The sequence below is a fragment of the Rhodohalobacter sp. 8-1 genome (genome assembly GCF_038150125.1).
In the GTDB taxonomy this organism is placed as follows: Bacteria; Bacteroidota; Rhodothermia; order Balneolales; family Balneolaceae; genus SW132.
Window position 1 is genome coordinate 84990 of record NZ_JBBVMF010000002.1, and the last position, 20560, is coordinate 105549.

Annotated in this window: 19 protein-coding genes; 7 read left to right on the plus strand and 12 right to left on the minus strand. The window is 45.3% G+C overall.

Translation table 11 applies throughout. The features are described 5' to 3' along the window. Positions 1-428: 428 nt before the first annotated feature. Positions 429-3269: a M16 family metallopeptidase gene (locus AABW11_RS01955; protein ID WP_340102891.1), complete on the minus strand. Its 2841-nt coding sequence runs from the start codon at positions 3267-3269 to the stop codon at positions 429-431. 503 nt (positions 3270-3772) lie between these two features. On the opposite strand from AABW11_RS01955, the gene AABW11_RS01960 reads away from it, so the two are divergent. Together AABW11_RS01960 and AABW11_RS01965 are read left to right on the plus strand one after the other, a co-directional pair. Then, positions 3773-5962: a TonB-dependent receptor gene (locus AABW11_RS01960; RefSeq protein WP_340102893.1), complete on the plus strand. Its 2190-nt coding sequence runs from the start codon at positions 3773-3775 to the stop codon at positions 5960-5962. A 7-nt stretch (positions 5963-5969) separates the two neighbouring features. Further along, a complete protein-coding gene (locus AABW11_RS01965; RefSeq protein WP_340102895.1) occupies positions 5970-6434 on the plus strand; it encodes a thioredoxin family protein in 465 nt (154 codons plus the stop codon). A 687-nt stretch (positions 6435-7121) separates the two neighbouring features. On the opposite strand, the gene AABW11_RS01970 is transcribed toward AABW11_RS01965, so the two are convergent. The 11 genes from AABW11_RS01970 to AABW11_RS02020 are packed head-to-tail and all read right to left on the minus strand — an operon-like array spanning position 7122 to position 16047. Beyond that, positions 7122-7877 (minus strand): sulfite exporter TauE/SafE family protein, encoded by a 756-nt coding sequence (locus tag AABW11_RS01970; protein ID WP_340102897.1) that lies wholly within the window; start codon positions 7875-7877, stop codon positions 7122-7124. Positions 7878-7890: 13 nt separating this feature from the next. Beyond that, positions 7891-9057 carry a molybdopterin molybdotransferase MoeA gene (locus AABW11_RS01975; RefSeq protein WP_340102898.1) on the minus strand — a complete coding sequence of 389 codons (1167 nt, stop codon included), beginning with the start codon at positions 9055-9057 and terminating at the stop codon, positions 7891-7893. Continuing rightward, complete coding sequence (moaA, locus tag AABW11_RS01980) at positions 9054-10049, minus strand: GTP 3',8-cyclase MoaA (RefSeq protein WP_340102900.1); 996 nt, start codon at positions 10047-10049, stop codon at positions 9054-9056. The genes AABW11_RS01975 and moaA overlap by 4 nt, the downstream gene beginning before the upstream one ends. Then, positions 10046-10945, minus strand: a complete 900-nt coding sequence (gene moaCB, locus AABW11_RS01985) for a bifunctional molybdenum cofactor biosynthesis protein MoaC/MoaB (protein WP_340102901.1) — start codon at positions 10943-10945, stop codon at positions 10046-10048. Before moaCB ends, moaA begins: the two co-directional genes overlap by 4 nt. A gap of 28 nt (positions 10946-10973) precedes the next feature. Next, positions 10974-11348: a four helix bundle protein gene (locus AABW11_RS01990; RefSeq protein ID WP_340102903.1), complete on the minus strand. Its 375-nt coding sequence runs from the start codon at positions 11346-11348 to the stop codon at positions 10974-10976. 58 nt (positions 11349-11406) lie between these two features. Next, on the minus strand, positions 11407-11838 hold the full coding sequence (locus AABW11_RS01995; RefSeq protein ID WP_340102904.1) for a molybdenum cofactor biosynthesis protein MoaE: 432 nt from the start codon (positions 11836-11838) through the stop codon (positions 11407-11409). Further along, on the minus strand, positions 11831-12883 hold the full coding sequence (locus tag AABW11_RS02000; protein ID WP_340102906.1) for a HesA/MoeB/ThiF family protein: 1053 nt from the start codon (positions 12881-12883) through the stop codon (positions 11831-11833). The genes AABW11_RS01995 and AABW11_RS02000 overlap by 8 nt, the downstream gene beginning before the upstream one ends. A gap of 2 nt (positions 12884-12885) precedes the next feature. Then, positions 12886-13131 carry a MoaD/ThiS family protein gene (locus tag AABW11_RS02005; RefSeq protein ID WP_340102907.1) on the minus strand — a complete coding sequence of 82 codons (246 nt, stop codon included), beginning with the start codon at positions 13129-13131 and terminating at the stop codon, positions 12886-12888. 5 nt (positions 13132-13136) lie between these two features. Next, complete coding sequence (locus AABW11_RS02010) at positions 13137-13745, minus strand: nucleotidyltransferase family protein (protein WP_340102909.1); 609 nt, start codon at positions 13743-13745, stop codon at positions 13137-13139. Beyond that, positions 13742-14893, minus strand: a complete 1152-nt coding sequence (locus tag AABW11_RS02015; RefSeq protein WP_340102911.1) for an XdhC family protein — start codon at positions 14891-14893, stop codon at positions 13742-13744. Before AABW11_RS02015 ends, AABW11_RS02010 begins: the two co-directional genes overlap by 4 nt. Then, positions 14890-16047: a cysteine desulfurase family protein gene (locus tag AABW11_RS02020; RefSeq protein WP_340102912.1), complete on the minus strand. Its 1158-nt coding sequence runs from the start codon at positions 16045-16047 to the stop codon at positions 14890-14892. Before AABW11_RS02020 ends, AABW11_RS02015 begins: the two co-directional genes overlap by 4 nt. Before the next feature lie 292 nt (positions 16048-16339). Here AABW11_RS02020 and AABW11_RS02025 point away from each other — a divergent pair, with 292 nt between their 5' ends. From AABW11_RS02025 to AABW11_RS02045, 5 genes are all read left to right on the plus strand, one after another. Next, on the plus strand, positions 16340-16798 hold the full coding sequence (locus AABW11_RS02025) for a (2Fe-2S)-binding protein (protein WP_340102914.1): 459 nt from the start codon (positions 16340-16342) through the stop codon (positions 16796-16798). Between the two features lie 4 nt (positions 16799-16802). Continuing rightward, positions 16803-18983, plus strand: coding sequence for a molybdopterin cofactor-binding domain-containing protein (locus AABW11_RS02030; protein WP_445263730.1), 2181 nt, complete (start codon positions 16803-16805; stop codon positions 18981-18983). Between the two features lie 381 nt (positions 18984-19364). Then, positions 19365-19991, plus strand: a complete 627-nt coding sequence (locus AABW11_RS02035; protein WP_340102918.1) for a hypothetical protein — start codon at positions 19365-19367, stop codon at positions 19989-19991. Beyond that, positions 19988-20302 carry a winged helix-turn-helix domain-containing protein gene (locus tag AABW11_RS02040; protein WP_340102919.1) on the plus strand — a complete coding sequence of 105 codons (315 nt, stop codon included), beginning with the start codon at positions 19988-19990 and terminating at the stop codon, positions 20300-20302. Before AABW11_RS02035 ends, AABW11_RS02040 begins: the two co-directional genes overlap by 4 nt. Further along, a complete protein-coding gene (locus AABW11_RS02045) occupies positions 20292-20504 on the plus strand; it encodes a hypothetical protein (RefSeq protein WP_340102920.1) in 213 nt (70 codons plus the stop codon). The genes AABW11_RS02040 and AABW11_RS02045 overlap by 11 nt, the downstream gene beginning before the upstream one ends. The last annotated feature ends 56 nt before the right edge of the window (positions 20505-20560 follow it).

Below are 20560 nucleotides of genomic sequence, written 5' to 3' on the forward strand. Positions count from 1 at the left end.
CGTAAATAAAAAAGCGCCGTAGGTGCGAAATAGCCCGAAATTAAGCTGATTATTTTGCCTTTAAAGTGCGAACTAATTTCACGTGATTTCTAAAGAATTTTGATACGGGATATTTGTTCGAGTTTATGAGCAATTCAAATCCAAGCTAGTGTCGCACCTACAGCGCTTATAGTGTTTGGAACACTTCTATACCCCACAGATTCACCTTGTGAACCTGTGGGGCTACGGCTATGCCGCCCCTGAATGGGGCTGACCTGAGGTTAAAAAAAGACGTTGAAGGTCTTAGCAAACTGTCATCAGATCATCCAAAATTGGCATAAACTTAATACTCACACTTGTGTCAAACATGATCTGAGTTCTCAAGCTTAACCAGCATACCGATACATCTAAATTTCTAGATATGCCAAATGAAGATTTCATCAGGTAGTTTAATTCCCCTCAGCAAACGTTTCGTTAACTAGAACAGGCTCTCCGAATCCAAGCTGCTCCAGGCGATCCATCTGGGTTCTGGCATCACCGACTACCAGCCAGATCATTTTGTCCGGGTTGGCGTAGGTGTTGGCAAGGTTTTGAATCTCTTCATTGCTAATTGACCGAACAGTTTCCTGGCGCTCCCTTATATAGTCAGGCGACCAGCCATACAAGCTGATATTTTCCAGCATGTTCAGCTTGGCCCCGGACGTCTCAAACTGCCGGGCAGAGCTTTTGATCAGGTAACTTTTTGTATTTTCAAGATCTTCGTCCGTGAATGTGTTGGGATACTCCTCAAGGATCTGCTTAACCAGCGCGGCTGACTCATACGTTACGTTGGTTCTTACGCCGCTTGAAATAGTGAACGGCCCGGCAATGTCCGATCCCGAAAATCTTGATCGAATTCCGTAAGTATAGCCTTTGCCTTCACGAAGCTCTTGTGTGAGTCTTGAAGCAAATCCGCCGCCACCCAGCTTATAGTTCATGATTGTGGCAGGGTAGAAGTTCGGGTCGGTTTCCGGCATTGCCAGGTAGCCGAACCTCAGAACGGACTGCTTGGCATCCGGTACATCATAAAAATAGACCGTGGATGATTCGGGGGCTTCAGGCAAATCGAACTCTGGCAGCTCTACAGACTTGTCTTCCCATACCTCTTCAAGCCAAGACAGAGAGCCAACGACGCTTGCCTGATCAATGGCACCCACGACATGCATATCTGTTACAGACGGTGAAAAATAGTTATTGTAATACGACTTCAGGTCATCTATGGTAATCGTCTCAACTGAGGTGGTCGTTCCGATCGGGTTGAATGAGAGAATATGGTCCTCTCCATAAAGAAGCTTGTTAAATGTATTGGAAGCAATGCTATTGGGATTTGCGCTATGCTGCGCAATCTGACTCAGCGTGCTCTGTCTGGCAAGGTCAAATTCACGTTCATCCCACCGTGGCTCCAGCATGATCTCCTCAACCAGTGCCATTGTTTCATCATAGTTTCTTGCAAGGGAATTACCGCGAATAGTGATCGACTGACGCCCTGCAGAAACGTTGATACTGGCACCCAGCAGGTCAATTGCTTCTTCGAGCTCTTCAGGTGTTTTATTAGCCGTGCCACGCGTCATCATGGTCGCCATCAGGCTGGAAACACCCACTTTGACAGGATTTTCAAGCATGAGGCCACCTTCAAGAGTAATCTCAAACTCAACAAGCGGAAGCTCTCTGTTTTCGATACCGTAGACATTAAGTCCGTTGGTCAATTCAGTTTTCCAGACATCAGGAATAGCAGGAACCGGCGTCTCGCCGTAAGGCGGTTCTACAGTCCGGTCAAAACTTGATGGCGTCCGCTCGTACTCAGTCTCTTCCGGCAGATCAAACTGTTCTCCGCGGCCTTCAGCTACGATTTGCTCTTCTTCAACATCAGCTTCAACAGAGTTATCAATAATCAGACTGCTCTGACCCTGAGGTACAAAGCTCGTTGCCACAAACGGCCGGTCTTTGATGTACTGTTCATACACGCGTATGACATCCTCTTTAGTCACGGCCAGTGTTTTCTGAATGTCTTCATTGATATACCCGGGATCGCCCGCGAATATATTATATTGTGCAAGCTGAAACGCCTTTCCAAGTACACTTGAGAGGCCGTTATAAAAATCAGTCTCAATGCCTGCTTTGATTCGCTGAAGGTCTTCATCCGTAAATCCTTCCTCTTCAAATTGCACGAATGCGTCTTTAACTGCAGCCTCAACCTCATTCAAATCGGTACCGGGATAGGCTCGCGTAATCAGTGAAATTTCTCCGGCAATCTCAGAGTTGCCGCTTCTCATGAATACGTTTGACGTGAGTTCTTTCTCTTCAACCAGTACCTGGTAGAGAGGCGCTTTTTTGCCGTCAGACAGCAGCTGGATAAGAATATCGAGGGCATAAGCGTCATCATGATACAGGCCTACTCCGGGCCACACCATACGCAGCTCAGGCAGTTTGGCAAAGTTGTCTTCGTAATAAAGCTTTTTGGTTTCCTGCAGGTTAGCGGGCTTGTCCTGCAGCGGTTCGATCTCCTCACCACGCGGTATCTCATCAAAATATTTATGAATCCACTCCCGTGCCTGTGCGCTGTCAAAGTCACCGGCGATGACAAGCGTTGCATTATTCGGCACATACCAGCGATTGTAGAAATCTTTCACGTCCTGAAGGGTAGCATTTTGCAGATCCTCAAGCGAACCAATGACCTGCCAGCTGTAGGGGTGGCCATCGGGGTAAAGATTCTGGTCAACTACGTAACTTGCGTGTCCGTAAGGCTGATTGTCCACGCCCTGGCGTTTTTCATTCTTGACAACCTGCTTCTCCTTTGCAAGCACTGATTCCGTTACGGTATTGATGAAATAGCCAAGCTTATCTGCCTCGGCCCATATCATTTTTTCAAGAGCGTCATTGGGAACCGTCTGAAAATAGTTGGTCCGGTCACGGCTGGTTGATCCGTTTGCGCCCGATCCGCCAATCCGTGAGCTCATCTGATCAAGTCCGCCTTTCCCAAGATTTTCAGATTCAAGGAAGAGTAGGTGCTCAAACAGATGGGCAAACCCGGTACGGCCTTCAATCTCGCGCGCTGAGCCAACATGAAAAGTAAGAGCAACTGCCGTAACGGGATCAGAATCATCTTTATGAAAGATCACCTCGAGGCCGTTATCGAGCGTGAACTTTTCGTAATCCACGGAAAATTTGGTGGTCTGCTGTTCAGCGCAGGAGGTGATAGCAAAGGATCCGATTAATAAAAATGAGATAGAAACGAGCAGGCGTGATTTCATATAGTGTTAGTGAATTTGGAAACAGATGAATCTGAATATAAGAGGGCCATTCATCTGATGTTGTAAATGTTTATTTGAATAACGGATTACCCGATCGAACCAATCAACCTGAGTTCGATTATAAATCAGGACCAAAAGCACTCCCCTCCTGTGTAAGGAGGGGCTGGGGGTGGTAGCCATTAGAATTTTTGGCTTAAATACAATTCAAAAAACCTGATTCAACCACCCCTTACCAAGGAATCCCTTACGGAGGATACGGGATCTCCGATTGTTGATATTTGCAGGAGATATCGCTTCGCGTTCAAAAGATGAGCGGATCGGGGTCCGGTATTACTGTTTGTTTATAAAGTTCTTTATTGTACACCCTTTTTGGACAGCCACACTTTTTGACTCTTAAAAAGCACATTATTAATCGAACTAAGGTAATCAGGTTAATATCAATCATTGACTGCCAGAGGATTTATGCTTAATATTTAGTTAAGGCTAAAAATTAATTTATTGTTATGTATAAACCTCTTCTTCTATCTCTTTTCCTTTGTCTGACCGGCTTGGCACATGCTCAATCAAACGCATCTATTTATGGCACCCTTACGTCAGATGGCGAACCACTGACCGGCGTCAATATTGGAATAGCCGATCTTCAAAAAGGTGTCACATCCGCAAGTGACGGTACGTTTAAAATTACCGGTATTCCTCCGGGAACATATCTGCTACAGGCGTCAAGCGTTGGCTATAAAACATTCAGGGAAGAAATCAGTTTCAGTGCAGGTGAGAAAATTGAACTGAATATTCAGCTTGAAGAATCTCTTCTCGAACTCGACCAGCTTGTTGTGACCGGCACCATGCGTGAAACGTATGTCAAGGATTCCCCGGTAAAGGTGAATGTGGTTTCAAGCAAGTTTTTGAATAAAAATCCCGGCAACAATCTGATGGAGTCGGTAAGCTACATCAACGGGCTCTACAACCAGGTAGATTGTGGTGTTTGCAGCACAAACAGTATCCGGATCAACGGAATGGAGGGAGCTTACACGGCCGTGCTGATTGATGGAATGCCGATCATGGGATCGCTTGCGTCGGTTTACGGCCTCAACGGCATCAATACAAATATCATCGAAAGTATTGAGATTATCAAAGGACCAAACTCCACGCTTTACGGGTCGGAAGCGATGGGCGGCGTGATAAATATCCGGACTAAAGATCCCAAAGAAACATCAAGCCTGATTCTTGAGGGATACACAACCTCTCACCTCGAGAACAATATTGATTTTTCATACACCCCTGATACAGAAGGATTTTCAACGCTATTCAGCGGCAATGGCTTTTACTTTGATAAATTTCTGGATCAAAACGGGGACAATTTCGCCGACGTAACAAAACGCGATAAACTGTCTCTATTCAATAAGTGGAGTTTTGAGAGGGCGCAAGGCCGAAAAATGGATCTGGCGCTAAAATACAATTATGAAAACAGGGTGGGCGGTACGCCAGACTTCAGTGAATCACTCAGAGGCAGCAATACCGTTTACGGTGAAGCCATAAGAACTCATCGGTTTGAACTATTGGGAACCTACGAGCTGCCGGTTGAGGAGCAGGTTCGTTTTGACTACTCCTACAGCTATCACGATCAGGACAGCTACTATGGAGACTACAGATACCAGGCTAATCAGCAGGTTTACTTTGGTAACCTGATCTGGGATAAACAGCTTCAATTCGATAAGCAGCTTATGATGGGTGCGGCCCTGCGATTCGACAGGCTTGACCAGACTTTCAACGAACAGCGATTAGCAAATGGCTCCGTTGACGAACGGTTCATTCCCGGAATCTTTGCGCAATATGAGCAGATTTTCAGTCCCGTTTTCAGAGGGCTCGTAGGGGCTAGAGTCGACCATTTTGAGGATCATGGGCTCATTTTTTCCCCTCGGGTCAATTTAAAGCTTTCACCATCCGATCACACCACGCTTCGGGTCAACGCAGGAACAGGGTTCAGGGTTGTAAACCTGTTTACAGAGGAACATGAGGCGCTAACAGGTTCACGGGAGGTTGTTATTACCGAAGATCTGAACCCGGAACGCTCGTACAATATGACGGTTAACCTCAACCAAATAGTTGATATCGGAGTGTCGGTGCTGAATATGGATATTGATGCCTTTTACACCCATTTCACAAATCAGATTATTCCGAACTATGAGTTTGCCAACGAGATCCGGTACGCAAATCTGGACGGCAATTCGGTGAGCAGGGGAGTCTCATTTAGCATTGCCCACAATTTTCCGGGACCGCTGGTTTACTCGGCAGGTGTGACCTTTCAGGATGTGTACCAGCAGAACGGGAGTGTAAAAGAGAGCCTGTTATTTGCTCCTGATTATACCGGAGTCTTTAGCTTGTCGTACGGCTGGGATTCCATTCAAACCTACATAGACTTCACCGGTCGGATTGTTGGGAAAATGAAGCTGCCCGAATATCCGGATGCAGCCGATGTTTCGAAAGTGTATACAGAGCAAAACGTAAAGCTGTCCAAACGATTCAGTGAAGGGTTTGAGATTTATGGTGCCATCAAAAATCTATTTAATTACACGCAGGATAATCCTTTGATTGCACCTGACCGTCCGTTCAGCGATGAATTTGCTACAGATCACGTCTACGGGCCGCTTCAGGGACGCCGGTTTATGCTTGGAGTCAGGTATCAAATCAATTAACGATGATATGTGGAACGTACTGTTTAAATCATTGGGGCTCTTAATCGTTGCGGCCACTGTTTTGTCCGGATTGGTAAATGCACAGGATACAAGAGAGATCAGCTGGTACACGCTGGAGGAGGCACAGGAGAAATCTCTTGAGTCAGACAAGGATATCATGGTCTTTGCTGTGACAGAATGGTGCGTCTACTGCAAAGCGATGGACAAGGAAGCTTTTGTGGACCCTGACATCGTCTCGCTCATTGCCGAACGGTTTTACCCGGTGAGGGTTGATATCGAATCTGACCGGACAGTAACATTCAATGGAGAGAAAATGACCGAATCGCAATTTGCTGAAAAATATCAGCTCAGAATCCCTCCAAAAACTCTGTTTTTAAGCTCGGGCGGTGAGGTTTTGTTTGATTACACGGGATATATATCAGAAGAAGCTTTTTCACAACTATTGACGGCCTGGAGTGAAAGGGAGATCTAGCTCAACAACCGCAAAATGGTGGTTTAGTGGCTACAAAATTGGTTTCATTTAAAGTAGTTCGTATATAAAATGAATGGCGTTCACGTATGCAGAGATGTACCCAGCCCTGTTCCGGGGCGGCATGTCCGTTGCCCCACAGGTTCAAAACGTGAATCTGTAGGGTGCAAGCAGAACAACTATTATAGAAGCGCTATAGGCGCGGCATCATTTAAAATCTGAATACAACCTCATGGGTAAGATTCGAACAGATAGCCCGAGTCGTATTCAATAAAATACATTGTGGGTAAAGATGGGCTGATAGTCTTGTAAGGGTACAGATATATCGCACCTACGGCGCTCCCATTATTGATACCTTCTCTTAACCCAAGGCCACCGCTGCGCAGTGACATTGGGCTACGGATATGTCGCACCTCTGGTGCCATGGTTATCTTTGGTAGTTGTATAATTGCTTTTTTTGTATCCCTATGTACCTAAATGCCTTCAGATGCGGGTTGTGATGGAAGGCTGAACGGGAAGCTTAACCAGTATAAAAATAATGTATGTAACACTACAGAGCGTTATTTAAAGGTAACTGAGGCTGATTTCCAAAATTGTGCGGAAGTTGAGTTAGAGGGTAAGCAGTACAATCCGTCTGAACTCAGCTTGAACGGGCTGACGGGTAAGGGCACTCTACAAGACTCTAAAATTTCAAATCCTGATCCCGAACCCATGCAGCAATATGAGCCGCAGGCCAACGTAAGTCACAAGGATAGCCGTTAAAACCCCGATGAATCTGACATTAAACTTCTCATTTGACAGGTAAGAACCAATACTGCCTCCCAGGATTACTGCGACAAGCAGCTTCAGGATGAGATCTGTATCAACGTGGAAGGTACCTGCCACATTCAAGCCGATGAGGCCGGAGAGCGAATTGACAAGGATAAAAACGGAGGCAAGAGATGCGATAGTTCGGGCGTCTTTCCACTCCATCAGGTTCAAGACGGGAGAGAGGTAGATACCGCCGCCAATCCCCGAAATTCCGGCCAGTAGGCCGACACCTCCACCCAGAGACAGTTTTTTGCTTAGGCTGAAGTTATGAGACTCCAGCCTGTACCTTACAAACTTCAGGATCATAAACAGGCCAGCCATCATCAAAGCCGCGCCGAGAATAAGAAAGAAGGCTTCCTGCGTAAGTCGCAGCTGTGCGCCAAGATAGGCCATGGGAATACTGAGGATCAGGAACGGCCAGAACTGGCTGAAATCAAACACCCGTCTTCTGATAAAAATGAGCGTTCCAATCGTCACTACACATACATTCAAAACCAGGGCTGTAGATCGGATCTCGTAGAAATCGCCCAAAAACAGACTCAGAATTGCCAGGTAGCTTGATCCGCCGCCAAACCCGACCGAACTGTAAAACAGAGCTATGAAAAAAAAGATGAAGGGCAGAATATCCGTTTCCATAATTGAAATGGCTTCAGATCAGTATTGTTTGAACCTGCTCGCCTTTGCTGATTAATGCGGGTTCGTTCAGAAATACCAGTGCATTCCCTAGCGCCATGGAGTGTATCATTGATGAGCTCTGCCTATCCAAAATTGATACACGACCGTTTTGGATACTTGCTTTTAAGAATACCGGTCGATCAGAGGTATTGTCATAATCGTGATCAATTGGTACATCTAGCCGTTGAAGTCCGGTTGAGTTGGCTCCACTCAATTTCTGAAGCAGAGGTAGCACATGAATATAGAAGCAGGTTAATGACGACGCCGGATTACCCGGGAGGGCAAAGACAAAGGTATCGTCACGCCTTCCAAAATAGAGAGGCTTTCCCGGTTTTTGAAAGACTTTGTAGAACAGCTCCTGAACGCCATTTTCCTCAAGCGCCTGTTTTACGAAGTCGTAATCACCAACGGATATCCCGCCGGATATGAGCAGGACGTCAGACGCCTCAAGAAAAGCTTCAATACCCTGCTTAATGGCTGAAAAGTCATCTTTGATATGGGTTTTTTCCTCACAACGAAAGCCATGCGATTCAAGTGCTGACTGAAGTGAGTAGCTGTTGGATTCATAAATCTGGCCAAGCTCTTTCGTGTGACCCGGAGGAACCAGCTCATTACCGGTGCTGATGATTCGCACGGATGGTTTTTGATAGACTTTCAATGAATTAATTCCGAGTGAACCAATCATACCGATCGACGCGGGAGAAATCAGGTGGCCCGGTTTAAATACAGTCTGTCCGGATGAAAGTTCATTTCCTCGGCGACGAATATGTTGTCCTTCACTGACTTCACCTTCAACAAACAGAATATTATTTTTGACTCGGGTTTTTTCCTGCATCACAACCGCCGTTGCGCTATCAGGGATTTTTGCACCCGTAAAAATGCGTAGCGCTTCACCGTCGCGAAGTTTTTTTGCTGATATGTCACCCGCCTGGATTTCTCCGGTAATTTTGTACGATTCAGAAACACCAGACACGGCATACCCATCCATGGCGGAGTTATCGAAGGAGGGAAGATCAAATGGAGAGGTAATCTCTTCAGCAAGCCAATAGCCTAAACTATCTTCGATGAGACGGTCGATAACGCTTCGCTTTACATTCTGACTCTGTATTATTTTCGCAGCCTCTTCAATGGTTAACATCATCCGCCGATTGAGGTCATGGACCGGTTCTGCTCGTAGTGCTCTTTTTTCATCTCAACGTCCATGCCGTCACGTGAGAATTTCTTCTCTTTGATGGAGTTCAGGATGGTGTCCGATATGGATTCTCCGTTTCTGTACGGCGTAAGAAGGTCTGTTTCAGCGGTAGCAAAGAGGCAGTTTTTCATCTTGCCGTCAGCCGTTAGTCGAATACGATTGCAGCCGGCACAGAACGGATTGGTGATGGTGCTGACGATACCAAAGCTCCCTTCAAAATCTGGCACTTTGAAATTGGTAGAAGTGCTGTGCTTTGGATCCTTAAGTTTCTTGTATTCACCAAATTTCGATCTGACGATATTGAGAATCTCTTCCTTGCTGACGCCCTTATCCCAATCCCATTCGTTTCCCTTAAAAGGCATGAACTCAATAAACTTCACGCCAATATTTTTATTCCGGGTGAGGTCTACAAAGTCATTGATCTCCATGTCATTAACGCCTTTAATTAAGACGATATTTAACTTGATATCAAAGTCTTGGTCTATCGCGGTGTGAATATTTTTCATGATGCGATCGAAATAATCGCGCTTCGTTATAAACACAGATTTTGACTTTTCGAGCGTATCCAGACTGATGTTGATTCGCTTCAGACCAATCTCTTTGAAAAGATCAAAATATTTATCGAGTATGATGCCGTTTGTGGTGAGCTTGAGCGTGACCCCAAGATCAGCCAGCTCACGAATGAGCCACTCTGCGTTTTTTCTGATGAGCGGTTCTCCACCGGTCAGGCGGATCGTATCAACTCCCAGCGATCTGAATGTTTTGGCAATTGATACAATCTCTTCCAGTGTCATAATCCCCGATTTGTCCGTCAGTTCAATACCATCTTCCGGCATACAGTAGAAGCAGCGAAGATTGCACCGATCCGTCAGGGAAATCCTCAGGTAGGTATGTTCACGGCCAAATTTGTCGATGATTTGAGGTTTGGGGGTTGTTTTCATGAGTCGTGTCGTTTGCCTTTTAATACCAGAAATACGTGTAGCACGTGTGGGAAAACAGCTTCTATACACTCAGCCGCTCCTTTGGAAGAGCCTGGGATAGCCAGAATCAGTTGTTGTCCTTTGATACCCGCTACTGATCGCGACAGCATTGCGTAGGGCATTCGCTGCTGGCCATAGCGCCGCATCTCCTCTTCCACGCCGGCGAGAGGTGTATCAAGCAGGGGGCGAATGGCGTCCGGCGTGACATCCCGTGGCCCCACGCCGGTTCCGCCTGTAAAAATGATCAGGTCAGAATCTGACTGCCGTATGATATGCTCGATCTCTGATGGCTCATCAGGTATCACATTGTAATCAGTCGATAACCCAAGCGCTTGTAATTTTGATAGAATCAGCTTGCCTGAAACATCTTCTTTTTCGCCTTTCGAAACGGTGTCTGAACAAACCACGACATGTGCAGATAAACCTTTTGTATTTGGTTGATAGGATGATTTTCCACCAGTCTTATTAAGCAATTTAATCGTACTTATTTCCACCCCTTTATCTACTGGTTTCAGCATATCATACATGGTGAGGGCCACAATGCTGGCTCCGTGCATCGCCTCAACTTCCACACCGGTTTTATAGATGGTCTTAACGGTTATGGAAATTGTAATCTCCAGTCCATCAATACTGTATTCAATTCCGGCGTACTCAATGGGGAGCGGGTGGCAGTCGGGGAGCAGATCCGGCGTTTTTTTGACTCCAAGCAATCCGGCTGCCTTCGTCATTTCAAACACGTTACCCTTCGGAATATCATTATTTCTGATCCGATCAATCGTCTCTGGCAAACTGGTCTTAACAATGGCCTGTGCCGTTGCCACCCTGAGGGTATTTGATTTGTGTGTGATGTCTACCATATTTCGGTATTCGGTGAACTGTACCTAATTATCTACAAAATTCGGAAGCCTTGTTGATCATTGTACCGATCATTTTACCCAAAATCTTGTATTCATTAATTAAATCATTTGATTCATTTGTATCAAGATAACCGCAATCATAGGCAACTTCTATCCAGTGTTGAGTTTCCTGTTGTTCTCCATCTGCATCCGTTAATTTGCTAATAAAATGCTTTTGGTATCGTCTTTTGGCCCAAGCCTCAGCAATTTGAGCTCCCACTGATCTTGACGAACGCCTTATTTGATCTGTCAATGAAAACTTTTCTTCATTAGGAAATTGTTTTGTCATCTCAAAGATCGATAAAGATAAATCCCTGGATAATTTGTAAACCTCTAAATCTCTAAAACTTTCTACATAAGCCATTTTGAAAACCTTAACTATATTTTAACATTTTTACCGACCACAGACCACAGATCACAGATCACCGATTCACCTTCCACTGATGGCTCTCATCTTCGAAAATCTCCTTGCCGTAGATTGGAACGCGTTCTTTGATGGAATCTACAAGAAATGCGTTGGCGTCGCGGGCAGCTTGCCGATGTGCGGATGATGTAAAGACGAAAAAGCATAGCTCTCCGGTTTTAATTCGCCCCAGGCTATGGTAGATATGAGCGCAGGTCAGGTCGAATTTATCGAATGCCTCTTCGCGAATTTTGTCAGCTTCTTTATCAGCCATCTCTTTGTAAGCGGTGTACTCAATTGCTGCCACACGTTTGCCATCAGTTTCATCAGCACGTATCTGCCCCAAAAAGATGCTGTGTCCGCCAATGGCGGTCTTAGATTGATGCTTTGCGATGGATTCTGCAATTTTTTGGGGCGAGATGGCGCCCTGTACAAAAATTGATTTAGGCATGGGTTTCCTGTTTGTTCTTTTTCATGATGGCCTGAATACCGCCTTCAACATTAACTAAATTGGTAAATCCGTATTTGGTCTGCAGTTGTTCAATCGCCTGACGGCTTCTTTTACCGGTCTGGCAAATGACATGAACCGGCTGATCATCAGGGATATCAGACTGTTTTTCATCCAACCGGCTCATCGGGATATTTATGACCTTCATGGCGTCAAGCTGAGGTTCCTCAAACGGATCGCGAACATCGAGATAAAAGGTGTTGCCTGAATCTAGGCTACACCGAAAGATTTCAATTTTGATGCCCCTATGTTTCACTTTCTTTATTTCAGCGTCGTTTCTTTGAATTTCAATCAGCTGGTCTTTGTGAGTCTTCAAATCAATAAGCTTTAGCTTTCCAGAAAGCACACCGCCGGTATTGAGTATCATCTTGATTGACTCCGAAGCCTGCATGGTACCAAGTACGCCGGGGAGCGGACCCATAACGCCAACTTCCTCGCAGCTAACGTTACGATTCGTTGTAGTGGGGAAGAGGCAGCGATAGCTTGGACCATTCTGATAGTTAAAAACCGAGATCTGTCCCTGAAATTTGTAGATCGACGCGTAAATCCATGGGGTGTCGGTCATAATGGATGCATCATTTATGAGATACTTGGTTCTGAAATTATCGGATCCGTCAATGACCAGGTCATGTGATTCAAATAGTTCAACTGCATTTTCATCGGTGAGCCAATCCGGGATAGCAGTAATCTCTATTTCTGAGTTAATTCTTTGGAGGGCTTGTTTTGCCAATTCAGCTTTAGGTTGACCTATATCGTTTTCCCGGAATAGGATTTGTCTGTGCAGATTGGATAAATTTACCGTGTCGTGATCCATCAGCCCAAGCGATCCAACACCTGCTGCGGCCAGATACTGGGCTGCAGGACACCCTAAACCGCCCATGCCGACGATTAAAACTCTGGCACCGCTCAGCGCTTTCTGGCCGTCTATTCCAACTTCAGGGAGTCGTTCTTGCCGGCTATACCTATCATTCAATTCGTGGCTATTCATTATCACCCTCCGCAAAACGGTGGCAAAAAAGCAACTTCATCACCATCTTTCAATGCCCCGACTTTGCCCATTTGATGATTTACCGCTACCTGAATGGAATCTCTGTCACTGATTGAATACGTTTCGTAGCAGCGCTCTTTTAACGAAGCAACATCCGCTGAGTTCGATTCCAGTTCTAACGTTTCCTCAGCTTTTCCTGTCTCCTCTGCAATGACGCCTAAATATTTAAGTTTTACGGTAATGCTCATAAAATCTACTTCTGATTGATTGCGTATAGTTTGTCTATATCGTCTTTGGTATCAACGTCAAAAGCACCATTATCAAAAGGGATTGTTTGAACGTTTTTGTGATGCTGCATCATAATTTTCTTTGCCCCTGTGTCGCCTTTTAAAGTCATTAATTCAGGGAATAATGATTTATCAAAGATGGCGGGTACACCAATATTATCTTTATAGGTGCATGCCGTAATCAATTGGCTACCAGTCACATGATTGTCAATAATGCTTCGAATAATAGCACTTGAAACGTACGGCTGATCTGACAGTAAATAAAGAATCTGCTTCATTAATGGATTTAATTCCAATGATTTTTCAAGACCATACCGAATGCTTGATGCAATCCCTTCTGACCAGTCATGATTAATGAAAACGCTGCTTGAATGTCTGTTTATACTCGGCAGGATTTCATCTTTTTTTGCGCCTAAAACGACTAGAGAAGGGTTGAATCCAAAATCATCGACACAATCAATAGTGTGCTGCAGAAGGGATTTTCCCCTGTACTCAACAAGCTGTTTCGGATGGCCTAGCCTGCTCGATGAACCCGCTGCAAGAATTACAGCGCCCATATTTTCGGGAGTGTTCATAGCTGTACCTTTTCAAATTGATACTGATCTTTTTGATGGATTGAGCCGTCAATTTCCCGAAGATGCTTCACGTCTGATCCGGTCAAAACAGCCTGAATTTCTGATAAAATCGAAAGCCCGATTTCCGCCGGTGTTTCGGCTCCGACCTGCAGGCCAACGGGCGCATATATTTTTGCGTGATGCTTTTCATTTAGAATTATTCCCTCATTCCTAAGATCACGAAACATACGCCTGTGTTTCTTATTGGGCCCCAAAATGCCGATGTAAGTGAGCTCATTAAAATCCAGCAGCAGCTTGAGCACCGCAAGATCATAGTTGTAGTTGTGGGTCATCAGTACAACGGCGGTCGATTCATTGATTTCAATATCATCCAGAATTGATTCCGGGTTTGCCACAACCACCTGGCAGTTACTAAAACGTTTCTCATTGGCATGTGAGGGCCGGCCATCGGCCACAGTGACAGACCATCCAAGGTGTCGTGCCATTTCGGACAGAACCTGTGAATCGTTTCCAGCGCCAACGAGAACGAGCGAATGGGGAGGAGGGATGACGTCAATAAATGCATGTTGAGTGCCGCTTTTACTAACATATTCACCAAAGTGGTTGACGCGCTTCTTTATTGTACTAACCGCAACGTCATAGATAGCTTCCGATAGCGACTCATCATTCGTTTCAGAAGTAATTGAACCGGTTTCATCAATGAGAAGCGAAGTACCTTGCTGATGCTCTCTTTTATTCAGGTTGAAAATGGAAGCGAGCGCGTAGGTTTTGTTTTTATTATTGGCTCGCCTCAGGAGTTCAACAGGATTTAAATCATTGGCCGGATCAACAGGCTCAAACAAAACCTGGATAATGCCGTTGCATCCCAGCTGTGCACCAATCACGGCATCGTCTTCATCGCTGGTGTCGTAGGTAACCAATTTATTTCTGTTTTGCTCCAATGCAAGAAGTGCTTTCCGAAGTGCATCGCCTTCGAGACAGCCGCCACTGATCGCCCCGGTCATGTAGCCGTATTCATCAACTAGCATCCGTGCACCGGCTGCGCGATAGGAAGAGCCTTTCACGTGTACAACAGTTGCCAAAATAGTTCGAAGACCGTTCTTGACGGATTCGTCGTAGGATTCTAATATGGCGTCTGATTCCCTCATCCGGCTACAGGCTTAAGTTGTGGAATGACGTCTTCAAATTCACGAATCGCTGATTCAACATCTTTGTGGGTTGTAAACCTGCCTAACCCGATTCGAATGCTCGACATGGCTTCATCAGCTGACAGTCCCATGGCCGTCAAAACATGAGACGGCTGACTGGTTGCTGATGAACAGGCAGATCCCCTTGAAACCGCAAGATTTCTGAGGCGGCGAAGTAGGTGTGTGCTATCGATATTCCTGAACTGAACATTGGTTGTTTGTGGAAGACGGTCCTTAGAATTGCCGTTAATACTTACATCAAACAGTTCGATCAATTTCTCTTCTATGTAGTTTCGCAAGTCGATGTGACGCTCCGCGTCAGCAACTAATTCATTCTCACAAATCTCGCAAGCTTTTCCGAATCCTACAATAGCAGGCACATTTAGCGTACCCGGACGAAGCCCTTTTTCCTGCCCGCCGCCTGTGAATAAGGGATTGATGGTGGGTTTATTTTCACCCGTGATGTAGAGTCCACCTGCGCCTTTTGGTCCGTATAACTTATGAGATGAGAAGGCGATCATATCTGCACCTATCTCTTTTACATCCACCGGTAGTTTGCCCACGGATTGGGTGGCGTCTGAAAAAAATGGCACGCCTTTGGATCTGCATAATTCTGCAATCTCTTTAACTGGATTAATGACGCCGGTTTCGTTATTGGCGTGCATCAGGCATACCAAAAGTGTTTCGCTTGAAATAGAAGATTCAAGTTCAGTCAGGTCAACATCTCCATTTTGGCCAACATCTAAGTAGGTGACATCAAACCCCGATTCTTCTAAACTCTGGCAGGTTTCCAGAACGGCTTTATGCTCGGTCTTGCAAGTTATAATATGGTTACCTTCGGATTTATTCGCACTGCAGAAACCACGAAGCCCCAGGTTGATCGCTTCTGTGGCGCCTGAAGTGAAGTAAATCTCATTTGCAGTGGCTCCGATCAAGTCTGCTACCTGCTCACGAGCAACATCAACAGCATCTGCAGATTCCCATCCAAAAATGTGATCTTTACTGGACGCATTGCCAAACGACCACGTAAAGAAAGGAATCATAGCTTCAAGAACCCGCTCGTCAACGGGTGTTGTTGCGTTGTAATCCAGGTAAGTTTTAGTGCTGTTTTTCATATATGAATCTAACTATCAATATGTAAAAACCTATAATCTGCGATGAATGATGAATAATAAATAAACTATTGCTAAAAATAGGAAATAGTTTTTTATTAAAAGGAGTACTGACTGATTGTGCAGTTTATTTTCAATCCATCAGAGGAAATTATTTTTCGTAATTCTGACGTTCCAAAGCAGCTTTTCTTGTGCTTAATTTTTTCACTTTCTGCTTAATCTGTTAGTAATAATGAGTTAAGCCTTTTTTATCTCGTAATTAAACTTACATATCGATTAATTAACTTATCCGCTCATGCCAGCATATACGCTTAGAATAAATGGAGAAGAAAGAGACGTTGATGTTACCAATGATACCCCGCTTTTATGGGTGTTGAGAGATCATTTAGACCTGCCGGGGACCAAATTTGGGTGCGGTATTTCCCAGTGCGGCGCCTGTACAGTTCATGTAGATGGGCGGCCGGTTCGGTCCTGTTCATATCCGGTATCAGCCGTCGGAAGTTCTGAAGTAACCACAATCGAGGGACTTTCAGAAAATGGAGATCATCCGGTTCAACAGGCGTGGCTGGAACACGATGTGCCACAGTGCGGTTACTGCCAGGCGGGACAGATTATGAGTGCAGCAGCACTGTTAAATTCGAACCCGAATCCCAGTGATGCAGATATCGATTCCGCAATGAACGGCAACCTTTGCCGGTGTGGAACCTACCTAAGAATAAAACGAGCCATTAAAACCGCAGCCCAAAACGCATAAAATTATGACAGTCGTAAAATCAAACATGGACAGACGTTCTTTCTTGAAAACGATAGCGGTTGGCGGTGGCGGACTCATGATTGGGTTTAGCTGGATGTCGTGTTCCGGCAAAGAACCTTTAGTGCAATATGACGTCAATGCTTATCTGAAGATCGATAATTACGGCGGCGTAACAATCTTTTCTCCAAACCCCGAGATAGGCCAAAATGTCAAAACATCCATGCCTCTCATTGTAGCAGAAGAGCTGGATGTGGATTGGGATCGTGTGACAGTTGAACAAGCCGCTCTCAATACAGAAAAGTATGATCGGCAGCTTGCTGGTGGCAGTCAGTCGATCAGGCATGGCTGGGATAGCCTCCGAACAGCAGGAGCTACAGCTAAAATGATGCTTGTGACGGCTGCAGCCAACAGATGGGGTGTTTCACCCGACCAATTAACAACTGAGAAAGGGGTCATAACAAATACCGCTAACGGTAAAACACTGACATATGGTGAGGTTGTGGATGAAGCAGTTAATGTCCCCATTCCAGAAGAAGTGACCCTTAAAAGCCCCGACGATTTTACGCTGATAGGTAATCGTATCAAAAATGTAGACGGTGAAGAGATCGTCACCGGCAAGCCACTCTTTGGGATCGATTTTAAGCGTGAAGGCATGGTTCATGCGATGATTATTCATCCACCCGCCTTTGGCATGGCGATGAAGTCGTATGACGATAGTGAAGCACGGTCGATGCCAGGCATTCAGGATATTTTTACGATTAATACCTCAATTGATGAGCCGCAATGGTCTGACGTAAATGCCTTTAATGAACTGCTGGTCATTACCGGGGACTCTACCTGGGAAGTGATGAAAGCAAAGCGTGCCATCAACGTGGAGTGGGAAGCCAGCGGAGAGCTCGAAAATACATCCGGACACAACAGCAAGCTCGCTGAAGCCGTAAACAGCGGATCAGGCGAGGTTGCCAGGCAAGATGGAAATCCTGATTCAGTAGCAAACAGAGCCGCAACTGTTGTTGAGCGAACTTATACGGCACCATTTATCGCTCATAATACTTTAGAGCCGATGAATTTTTTTGCGGATGTGAAAGAGAATTCTGCAGAACTGATTGGACCGATTCAGACACCTGAACAGCTCCGCGGCTCAGCATCACAGCTTTTAGGCATTTCAGAAGATAATATCATAGTTGATATGACTCGAATGGGCGGAGGGTTTGGTCGACGGCTTTATGGTAACTTTGGTCTCGAGGCCGCAGCTATTTCTAAACAGATTGGCACGCCGGTCAGGTTGCTTTATACTCGTGAAGATGACATGACCCAGGGGACGTATCGTCCTGCATACGCAATCAAATACAAGGCCTCGCTTGATGAGGACGGAAACATGCTCTCGTTCCAGGCAAGAGGCACGGGTATGTCGGAGAGTCCTCTCTTTGCAAACCGGTTTCCAGCCGGAACAGTGGATCATTATATGAGTGAAGATATTCCAATTCAAACCAATATCTCGACGGGAGCCTGGCGTGCGCCGAGATCAAACTTTACGGCAGGCGCTGAGCAGGCATTCATCGATGAGGTGGCTGAAGCAGCTGGAAAAGATCCCATTGATTTCAGGCTTGAGCTTTTTGAGCGTGCGATGAACAACCCTGTTGGCAGCGATAATGATTATGATCCCGCGCGTTATGCCGGCGTTCTGAAACTTGTTAGGGAGAAATCAAACTGGGACACAGAAATGCGCGGAGTCTACAGGGGGGTGTCGGCTTACTACTGCCATAATTCTTATGTAGCCCAGGTAGTGGATTTAGAGATGGTTAACGACCAGCCCCGCATTAAAAAAGTGTGGTCTGCGGTTGATTGCGGCATCGTCGTAAATATGGAAGGAGCCCTGAACCAGGTTGAGGGTGGTGTTATCGATGGCCTTGGCCACGCTCTATACAGTGAGCTCACGTTTGAAGATGGAGTGCCAAGTGCTTCAAATTTTGACAATTATCGTCTGATACGAAACACCGAGGCACCGCTCGAGATTGAAACGCATTTCGCTCAAAATCAGATTCATCCAACAGGGCTCGGAGAACCCGGACTTCCGCCGGTAATTGGTGCCTATGCCAATGCACTTTATAAAGCAACGGGTCAACGATACTACAATCAGCCTTTTCTCATGAAAGAAGAACAGGTTGAAAATCTGGGGCCTTGAGCCTCTGAGTGGTATTAAATTAGAGTTTATGGCAGATGAGCTTTTGACGTGAGGCGAAAAGAACGATTAACTATTTATCGTCAGTTTCTGTTTTAAAATACATGCATTTCCATTCTCAATCTGGGACAAACGACCTTCCCGACAGAGACGAATCAGCTCATCTTATCTTTTGCGTTCTGCTTATGAACGATAAGAGCCACACAGATCGGGAATGGCATATCTGAATCGAACCACCAAGCTGATCAATGGAATTGATGGTGTTTTCTACTCAGCCAACATCATATAGCTGTATCTGATCCCCGGATTTTTTGAAATTAAAATTCATACTCGTGTTGTTTAACTTAGTTTTTTGATTTAGCTTTGAAATAAAAAGTACTTTGTATGAAAGAAGAACAGGATTATATTCAGGATCTCGCTGAAATACGCTCAATGATGGAGCGCTCCTCAAAATTTTTGTCGCTCTCAGGGTTGGCCGGCGTGATGGCGGGCTTTTATGCTCTTGCAGGCGCATGGCTCGCCTACAGTGTTTTAAACTTTAATCCTGCCGTTATCAGCTACAATACGGTCCAGCCGGGTGCCAGCTTAACAAATCCTTCGCAGCTCATTATGCTGGGAGTAACAATAGTGCTTCTCGCGGTAGGTACGGCTGTCTTATTCTCACAAAGAAAAGCTCAGCAACGAGGGGAGACCGTGTGGAATGCCACATCGCGACGCCTTTTGGCAAGCATGGCGGTTCCACTTTTAGCGGGCGGAATACTTATTTTAATTCTGATATCTAAAAATCTCATTGGTTTGGCCGCCCCTTTGACACTTATTTTCTACGGAATTGCCCTCTATAACGCCAGTAAATTTTCTTACGACGATGTAAAGTATCTGGGGATGATACAAGTTGGCCTGGGATTGATAAGCTCCTGGTACATCGGGTACAGCCTGCTTTTGTGGGCGATTGGGTTTGGCGTGGTTCACATTATATATGGAATATATATTCACATCAGGTACGAGCGGTGAAATTATCGATTGATGACATGCATAAAGCGTTTGAAAGCCGCGTGAGGCTGGGCATTATGTCCGCGCTGGCTGTCAACGAGGAACTGGATTTCAGCTCCCTCAAGGAGTACCTGGATGTGACCGATGGTAATTTGGCCACCCACCTCAAAAAACTTGAAACCGAGAACTTTATAGACGTTGAAAAATCGTTTGTCGATAATAAACCCAATACCAGGTATTCCATGACGGACGAAGGTAAAGAAGCATTTGACAACCACCTGAAAGTGCTGGAACAAATCATAAAATCACAAAGAAATAACCATGACAAATGATAATACTAAAACCATCCGTATTCAATCTGTGCTGTCAATTTGTACAATTATAGCCGGCCTGATTCTCATGACATATATGATTGTTGCAGAAGATGAACTGGGAGCGATACCTCTGATATTAATTATGTCTGGCATTCTACTGTATCTGTACGATCGTTTGAAACGGGGAGGTCAATCAGGCCTGAACAAGAACGCTTCATGACTTTTTTTAACTTTAAGCTTTGAAACACAAAGTACTTTTTAAAAATGAATCAAAAC